Consider the following 7,675-nt stretch of genomic DNA (forward strand, 5'->3'; position numbering starts at 1 on the left):
GCTGTAAGAGCGGAACCAATTTAAGCCATCACCCAAATAACGGATATTCACCCCCAAAGCCTACCGCTCAATCGACCGACTCCACCGCGCATTCCACTCGGGCCGCGCCTGGTTCACCTGGTCCCAGTCAATCGAAATCTCCGTCTGCAAATAACTGTTCATCGCCTCCACCCGCGCCCGGGTTTTGTCGGTAGTCGGCGTCGTAGGATTCGAAGGAATCTGATCCCCCAGTTCCAAAGCCGGCGCCTGAGCCTCTGCGGTCAACAAGAACTGCGCCAGTTTTTGCGCCAACTCCGGCTGGTCATTCCGCGCAATCACACACTCCGCCACGTTCAACACCACCGCGCCTTCTTTCGGCTGCGCATACTCCATCGGCACACCCAACAACTGTTGCGTGGTCACCTGCGTCGGCGTCAGCGGAAAGATCGCCGCCTCATCCGTCTGCACCATCTCGGAAATCTTCGCCGAGCTGGCGATGTACTCCAGCACGTTGGGCCCGACGGTTTTCGGCCAGGCCTTGAACCCCGGCTCCACGTTGGTCTCGCTGCCCCCCTGGATCCGGTTGAACATGAGGAACCCGTGCAACCCAAATGTGGACGAGGCCAACGACTGGAACACCACCTTGTCCTTGAAGCGCGGGTCGGCCAGGTCCATCCACGACGTCGGCGGCGCCCAGCCCTTTTCCTTGAACATCTTGGCGTTGTAACCCAACCCGGTCACCCCGAGCGTCACCGCAACCGCTTCTTCCTTGATCTTCGCCTTGGCCGGAATCTGGTCCAGGATCGGGTTGGGCGTGAGCTTCTCGCACAACCCCATGGAAATCGCGCGGTACATGATGCCGTCGTCGAGGAACATCACGTGCATCTGCGGGTTGTCCTTGTTGGCCTGCACCTTGGCCAGGATGTCCGACGAGGTGCCCGGCACGATCACCACCTTGACGTTGTTGGCCTTTTCGAACGCGGGCAGCACCTTGTCGGCGTAGACCCGCTCCATGGTGCCGCCGTTCATGCCCAGGTACAGCGTCGGTGCGGCGTGGGCCGCCGTGCTCAACAGGGCGAGGGACAGGCAAGACAGCGCAGTACGTTTGATCATGTGCATGAATCTTCCTCTCAGGCTTGGAAACGACGGATGGAAAATGCTTCGATGGGCTGCCGGCTGGCCCCCGTGCAGACGATCTCTGCCAGGGCTTCACCGACCGCAGGGCCGAGCTGGAACCCGGCGCCGGCAAAGCCGAAACCGTGGAGCAGACCGGGTTGGGTGCTGCTGTCGCCGATCACCGGTTCGTGGTCGGGCAGATAACCTTCGGTGCCGCTCCAGGTACGGATCGCCTGGGCACCCTTGAGGAACGGGTACAACTCGCCGGCATTGCGCAGAATCTCCAGCACCGCCGCCTGGCCCGGGCGGGCTTGTTGCGGGCCCAGGGCAAAGCCGCGCCCGCCACCGAGGATGCAATTTCCCCGGGCGACTTGCCGCGCATAAATCCCGCCGCCTTCCACCCCGGTGCTCACGTCCATCACCACCGGCAACGGCTCGGTCACCAGCATCGCCGGGTGCGCCGAGGTCATCGGCACCGGCTCGCCAAAGTGCGCGGCCACGGTGCCGGCCCAGGCGCCGGCGCAGTTCAGCAGCCAGGGGGCTTGCAGCTGCAGCCCATTGGCACAGCGCAACTGAAACCGCTGGCCGTCATGTTCAAGATGGGTGACTTCGGTTTGCTCCATCACCCTCGCACCGTGGCGTTGCGCTGCGCGGGCAAAGGCGGGGGAGACCAGGCGCGGATTGGCGTGGCCGTCTTCGGGGCATAACGACGCGCCGACTGCCACATCACCCACCCACGGGAACCGGGCGCGCAGTTGAGCGTGGTCGAGCATTTGCAGGCCCAGGCCAAAGCCACGTGTAGCGTCGGCGTAAGCCTGCAGAGCCGCCAGATCGTCATGACTGCGGGCCAGTTTCAAATGCCCGGAGCGCACGTATTCCCCGTCGATGCCAATCAGCCCCGGCAAGTCGGACCATAGCTCATGGGCACGCTGCGATAGCGGCAGTTGGTGCAATGGCCGCCCCTGGCGCCGCACGCCGCCATAGTTCACTCCGCTGGAGTGCGAGCCACAAAAGTCCCGCTCCAACAGCACCACGCGCCGACCTTTCTGCGCCAGCATCAAAGCCGCCGAGGCCCCGACAATCCCGCCACCCAACACGATCACTTCACTGTCGATCATGGCTGCACCTCCACGCCAAACGGCAAGGGTTTGATCGGTGCCTGGCCACGCAGGCGGCCAACGTTTTCAATCTCGCGGCCACTGCGCTGGGCAACGATTTCCGCCGCCGCCAGCCCGCACATCCGGCCCTGGCAGCGACCCATGCCAACCCGGCAATGGGCCTTGACCCGGTTCACTTCCCAGTGGCCTTCGTCCACCACCGCGCGTACTTCGCCGACGCTGACTTCTTCACAGCGGCACAGGATCAGTTCGTCCGGAGCTTCAGCGGCCCAGTTTTCCGGGAAGGGGAAGGCGGTTTCCAGGCCGTGGCGAAAGCGCTGGATACCTGCCAGTTGTTGTTCCAGCACGGGCCCGCGACGGTGGTCGATGGCAACACCGCTGTCTTCGAGCAAGGCCAATGCCGCTCGCTCGCCGGCCATTTGCGCCGCATCGGCGCCCATGATTCCTGCACCGTCGCCAGCCAGATACACCCCCGCGACACTGCTACGCCCGGCCGCATCTCGCTGGGGCAACCAGGCGCGGTTCAATGCATTCCAGGCAAATTCACACCCAAGTAAATCCGCCAGTTGGGTCTCGCTGCGCAGGGCATGGGCGAAGGCCACGGCATCACAGGCGATTTCCTGCTGGTCCCAGTGGATGCCCGTCACTCGTTGCTCGCCGTTGATGTGCGACAGCGTTGCCCCTTGATGCACCGGGATGCCGTGGGCCGTGAGCAAGGCGCGGTAGTACAAACCCTTGGCCAGGGTCGCCGGCTGGCCGAGCAATGCCGGCAAGGCGCGGCACTGGGCGCTGAACGGTGCGCTGTCGAGCACCGCCACCACCCTGGCCCCGGCCTTGGCGTACTGATACGCCACCAGGTACAGCAACGGCCCGCTGCCGCAAAACGCGACACGCTCACCGATGGCGCAGCCTTGATACTTCAGCGCGATTTGCGCCGCGCCCAGGCTGTACACACCGGGCAGCGTCCAGCCCGGCACGGGCAGGATGCGGTCGGTGGCGCCCGTGGCGACGATGATCTGCGCGTATTCGATGCTTTCGGCGTGGCCGTTGTTGAGCATGTCCAGGCGGCCATTTTCCGCATTCCACACCAGGGTTTCCGGCCGGTAGTCGATCCGGGTGGCCAGCTCATCCATGGTGCGATGCAGCGCTGTCGCCTTGCCCGCTTCAAACCCATACAGCTGCTTGGCCGAGCGCTGGAAGTTCGCCGGCTGGCGCCGATAGATCTGGCCGCCACCGCGCAGGCTCTCGTCCACCAACACCGGGGTTACGCCATGGTCCAGCAAGGTCCGGGCTGCGGTAATGCCCGCCGGGCCTGCGCCCACTATCACCACGCTCTTCATGCCTGGCGCCCCGGGTCACGGCGAATCGCCTGGCCGTCTTCCAGCAAGGTCGAACAGGCGCGCACTCGCCGACCATCTTCCAGGCGTACCCAGCAATCCTGGCAGGCCCCCATCAAGCAGAAACCGGCGCGGCGTTCGGCGCTGAAATCACTGCCCCGCAGGTGCTCGGCGCAGGTCAGTACGGCAGTCAGCAAGGTGTCCCCAAGCAGGCCCGTGGCAGGCTGTCCATCGAGGGTGAACGCCAGGCTGGGCCGCTCGGTTTCCGCCAGTCGTTTGAACAGTGCCATCAATGTTTCCCTACCAACACGCGATCCAGGCCGTAGACCCGGTCCAGCAGAATCATTGCCGCCGCCGTCAACCCGATCACCAGCGCCGACACGGCCGCCATCATCGGGTCGATGGATTCGGTGGCGTACACGTACATGCGCACCGGCAAGGTCTGGGTGGCCGGCGAGCTGACAAAGATCGACAGGGTCACTTCATCGAAACTATTGATGAACGCCAGCAACCAGCCGCCGGCCACGCCGGGCAGAATCATCGGCAAGGTGACCTGGCGAAACAGGGTGAAGCGGCTGGCGCCGAGGGATTCGGCAGCCTGCTCGGCGCTGCGGTCAATGCCGATGGCGGCCGCCAATACCAGGCGCAATACGTAAGGCGTGATGATCACCACGTGGGCCAGCATCAACCAGGTGAAGCTGCCGTTGACGCCCATCATTGCGAACAGCCGCAGCATCGCCACCCCCAGCACCAGGTGCGGGATGATGATCGGCGAGAGGAACAGCGCACTGAAGAAGTTACGGCCGGGGAACTGGTAGCGACTGATTGCCAGCGCCGCCGGCACCGCGATCAACGTCGCCAGGGTGGCGGCAACGAACGCCAGGACCAGGCTGTTGTAGAACGCCTGGATAAAGTCCGCGCGCTCGAACACCGCATGAAACCAGCGCAGGGAGAAGCCCGAAGTGGGCAGGCTCAAGGTGTTTTCCGGGGTGAAGGCCACCAGGCACACCACCACCAGCGGCGCCATCATGAACAGCACCACCAGGCCGTGAAAGCCCAGGGCCAAAGGACTGTTTCTGGACATCGTCTTATACTCCCAGGGACTTTTTGTAGCGGCCTTCGACCATGCGGTTCCAGCTCAGCATGATCAGCAAGTTGACCAACAGCAGCACCACCGCGATGGTCGCGCCCATGGGCCAGTTGAGTTCCGAGAGGTATTGGTCGTAGACCACCGTGGCGACCATCTTCAGCCGGCGCCCGCCCAGCAGGCCGGGGATCGCGAAGGAGCTGGCGGCCAGGCCGAACACGATGAGGGTGCCGGAGAGTACGCCGGGCATCACCTGCGGCAACACGATCTTGCGCATCACCGTGGCCTGGCTGGCACCCAGGGACAGCGCCGCCTGTTCCGCCGACGGGTCGAGTTTTTGCAGGGAGGTCCACACCGGGATAATCATGAACGGCAGCATCACGTGCACCAGTGCGATGATCACCGCGAACGAGGTGTACAGCAGCTTCACCGGTTTGCCGCCGAGGGCCTGGATCACCTGGTTCACCAGGCCATCGGCACCCAGCAGCAGGCTCCAGCCAAAGGCCCGCACCACCACCGAAATCAACAACGGCGTGAGGATCAGGATCAGGAAGATCGAGCGCCACGGCGTGCCCATGCGGCTGAGGATGTAGGCCTCGGGCACCCCGATCACCACGCACAGCAAGGTCACCAGGGCACTGATCCAGAAGGTGCGCCAGAAGATCTCGTAGAAGTACGAGTCGCTGAACAGCGACAGGTAGTGGGCGAAAGTCCACTCATCGGCCTTCACCCCCACCTGATAGTCGAACACGTTGAACGACAGCACCAGCGTCAGGCCCAGGGGCAGGATCAGCAGCCCGAAAAACAGCACCAGCGCCGGCAACGACAACAGGTAGCCACGGCTCATGCGCGCACCTCATCCGCTGCCAGCACCCGCAACAGGTTCGACTCCCAGTCCAGGCCCACTGCAGCGCCGCAAGCCAATGGCGCGCTGCCGTCATTGCGGCGGACCACGGTCAGCTCGCCGATCTCGGTCTTGATGCGATACAGCCATTGGCTGCCGAAGAAGTAGCTGTCGAGGATCTTGCCTTGCAGCCGGCCGTTGCCGGCGGCCACCAGGTCGATCTTTTCCGGGCGCAGGCTCAGGGTCAGTTCGCCGTTGCCGGGCCCGAAGCGCACTTGCGGCGCGCCGAGTTGATCGAAGTCGCCCGTCAGCAGGTTGGCCTTACCGACAAAGTCCGAGATAAAGCGTGTGCGCGGGTGTTCATAGAGTTTGTACGGCGCGTCGATCTGCGTCACGCGCCCGGCCTGCATCACTACTACCCGGTCGCTGATGGACAGCGCCTCGGCCTGGTCGTGGGTGACCATCAGGGTGGTGATCCCGACTTCACACTGGATGCGACGGATCTCGAACTGCATCTCTTCGCGCAGGTTGGCGTCGAGGTTCGACAGCGGCTCGTCCAGCAGCAACACCGGCGGCTCGATCACCAGGGCGCGGGCCAGGGCCACGCGCTGACGCTGGCCGCCGGACAGTTCCCGCGGGTAGCGCTCGGCGTGGGGCGCCAGGCGCACCAGTTCCAGCACGGTCTTGACTCTGCTTGCGATCTCAGTGGCAGGCACCTTGCGCATCTTCAGGCCGAAGGCGACGTTGTCGCGCACGCTCATGTGGGGGAACAGCGCATAGCTCTGGAACACCACGCCGAGGCCACGGCTGGCGGGTTTGGCATGGGTGATGTCGCGACCGTCGAGGACGATCTGGCCACCGGTGACGTCGACGAAGCCGGCGATCATTTGCAAGGTGGTGGTCTTGCCGCAGCCCGAGGGGCCGAGCAGGGACACGAATTCGCCTTTTTCCACCGCAAGATCAGTGGCGACCACCGCGTCGACGGCGCCGTAGCGTTTGCTCAAGGCGTTGAGTTGGAGAAAAGCCATGTCTGCGTTCCACCTTTTTGAGTCGCGTCGAAACGCGCTTTTTTGTTTTGGGCAGATGCGAAAAGGGTGTTGCGGGTGCGTTGGCGCTCGATCTTGAGTCGGCTGCCGTTAGTTGTTCATTTCGCCCCTGTGGACGCAGATTAGGGCGAAAGACTAGGATGGCGGAAGATAGAATTTCACTGGATAGAGTACTTTTTTCAGTTTCATTCACTGACCAGAATTTAGTGTGAGATATCGGCTTATGGATTCCACTGAGCGGAATGAAAGTGTCAAGGAAGTCGGCGCCGGTGGCGTCTCCCGGTTGTTTGCATTACTGCGCATCCTCGGCGCGGCGCCGGACGGTGGTGAACGGGTGACGCAACTGGCGCAGCAGGTGGGGCTGTCGCAACCCACCACCCACCGACTGCTGCGCAGCCTGATGGACGAGGGCATGGTGGAGCAGGATGCGCGCAGCAAGCGCTATCGGCTGAGCCTGGAGTTCTTTGCCCTGGCGGCGAATGCGGGCAACACCGGCAACCTGCGGGACCTGGTGCGGCCGAGCATGTTGCGCCTCAGTGCGTCGTTGGGGGATTCATTGTTCCTGCTGGCGCGCAGTGGGTTTGATGCGATCTGCCTGGACCGCAGTGAAGGGCCGTATCCGATCCGTACCTTTACCGGTGATATCGGCGGCCGCGTGGCGCTGGGCGTGGGGCAGGGCAGCCTGGCGATTTTGGCGTTTTTGCCGGAGGAAGAGCGCGAGACGGTGATCCGCTACAACTTGCCGCGGCTCAAGGATTTTCACCTGTACGACGAGGTGTTTTTGCGTTCGGAGGTGGAGAGTGTGCGGCGGTTGGGGTATGCGGCGCGCAATACCGGGGTGCTGGAAGGCATGGCCGGGTTGGCGGTGCCGATCCTGGATCGCAATGGGCATGCGGTGGCGGCGTTGAGTGTGGCGACCATCAGCGACCGGCTGGGGCCGGGGCGGTTGCCGACGGTGGTGGAGTTGTTGAAGCGCGAGGCGGCGGCGATCGGGCCGAAGATCAACCCGTTTGACCCGACGTTGCGCCGGCCTTCGCAGATCTTTGGCGGGTAGGTAATACCAGTAACGACACAGATCAAATGTGGGAGCGGGCTTGCTCGCGAATGCGGTGTATCAGTAAAAAATTTGGTGACTGACACACCGCATT

Annotated in this window: 8 protein-coding genes; 1 reads left to right on the forward strand and 7 read right to left on the reverse strand. The window is 63.6% G+C overall.

What is annotated here, in order from left to right; translation table 11 throughout:
• Positions 1-60: 60 nt before the first annotated feature.
• From HX786_RS29975 to HX786_RS30005, 7 genes are read right to left on the reverse strand one after another with little or no spacing between them, the layout of a single operon-like run.
• Positions 61-1,092 carry an ABC transporter substrate-binding protein gene (locus HX786_RS29975; protein ID WP_178912995.1) on the reverse strand — a complete coding sequence of 344 codons (1,032 nt, stop codon included), beginning with the start codon at positions 1,090-1,092 and terminating at the stop codon, positions 61-63.
• Positions 1,093-1,109: 17 nt separating this feature from the next.
• Positions 1,110-2,213 carry an FAD-binding oxidoreductase gene (locus HX786_RS29980; RefSeq protein ID WP_008430551.1) on the reverse strand — a complete coding sequence of 368 codons (1,104 nt, stop codon included), beginning with the start codon at positions 2,211-2,213 and terminating at the stop codon, positions 1,110-1,112.
• Positions 2,210-3,553, reverse strand: coding sequence for an NAD(P)/FAD-dependent oxidoreductase (locus HX786_RS29985; RefSeq protein ID WP_178912996.1), 1,344 nt, complete (start codon positions 3,551-3,553; stop codon positions 2,210-2,212). The genes HX786_RS29980 and HX786_RS29985 overlap by 4 nt, the downstream gene beginning before the upstream one ends.
• Entirely contained in the window at positions 3,550-3,840 is a 291-nt protein-coding gene (locus HX786_RS29990; protein ID WP_003218277.1) for a (2Fe-2S)-binding protein, read from the reverse strand. The genes HX786_RS29985 and HX786_RS29990 overlap by 4 nt, the downstream gene beginning before the upstream one ends.
• A complete protein-coding gene (locus tag HX786_RS29995) occupies positions 3,840-4,634 on the reverse strand; it encodes an ABC transporter permease (protein WP_178912997.1) in 795 nt (264 codons plus the stop codon). Before HX786_RS29995 ends, HX786_RS29990 begins: the two co-directional genes overlap by 1 nt.
• A 4-nt stretch (positions 4,635-4,638) precedes the next feature.
• On the reverse strand, positions 4,639-5,484 hold the full coding sequence (locus HX786_RS30000) for an ABC transporter permease (RefSeq protein ID WP_003218273.1): 846 nt from the start codon (positions 5,482-5,484) through the stop codon (positions 4,639-4,641).
• Positions 5,481-6,509, reverse strand: coding sequence for an ABC transporter ATP-binding protein (locus HX786_RS30005; RefSeq protein ID WP_178912998.1), 1,029 nt, complete (start codon positions 6,507-6,509; stop codon positions 5,481-5,483). Before HX786_RS30005 ends, HX786_RS30000 begins: the two co-directional genes overlap by 4 nt.
• A gap of 241 nt (positions 6,510-6,750) precedes the next feature.
• On the opposite strand from HX786_RS30005, the gene HX786_RS30010 reads away from it, so the two are divergent.
• Entirely contained in the window at positions 6,751-7,581 is an 831-nt protein-coding gene (locus HX786_RS30010; protein WP_003218269.1) for an IclR family transcriptional regulator, read from the forward strand.
• Positions 7,582-7,675: the final 94 nt, after the last annotated feature.

The organism is Pseudomonas sp. 21615526, from assembly GCF_013386245.1.
Lineage (GTDB): Bacteria > Pseudomonadota > Gammaproteobacteria > Pseudomonadales > Pseudomonadaceae > Aquipseudomonas.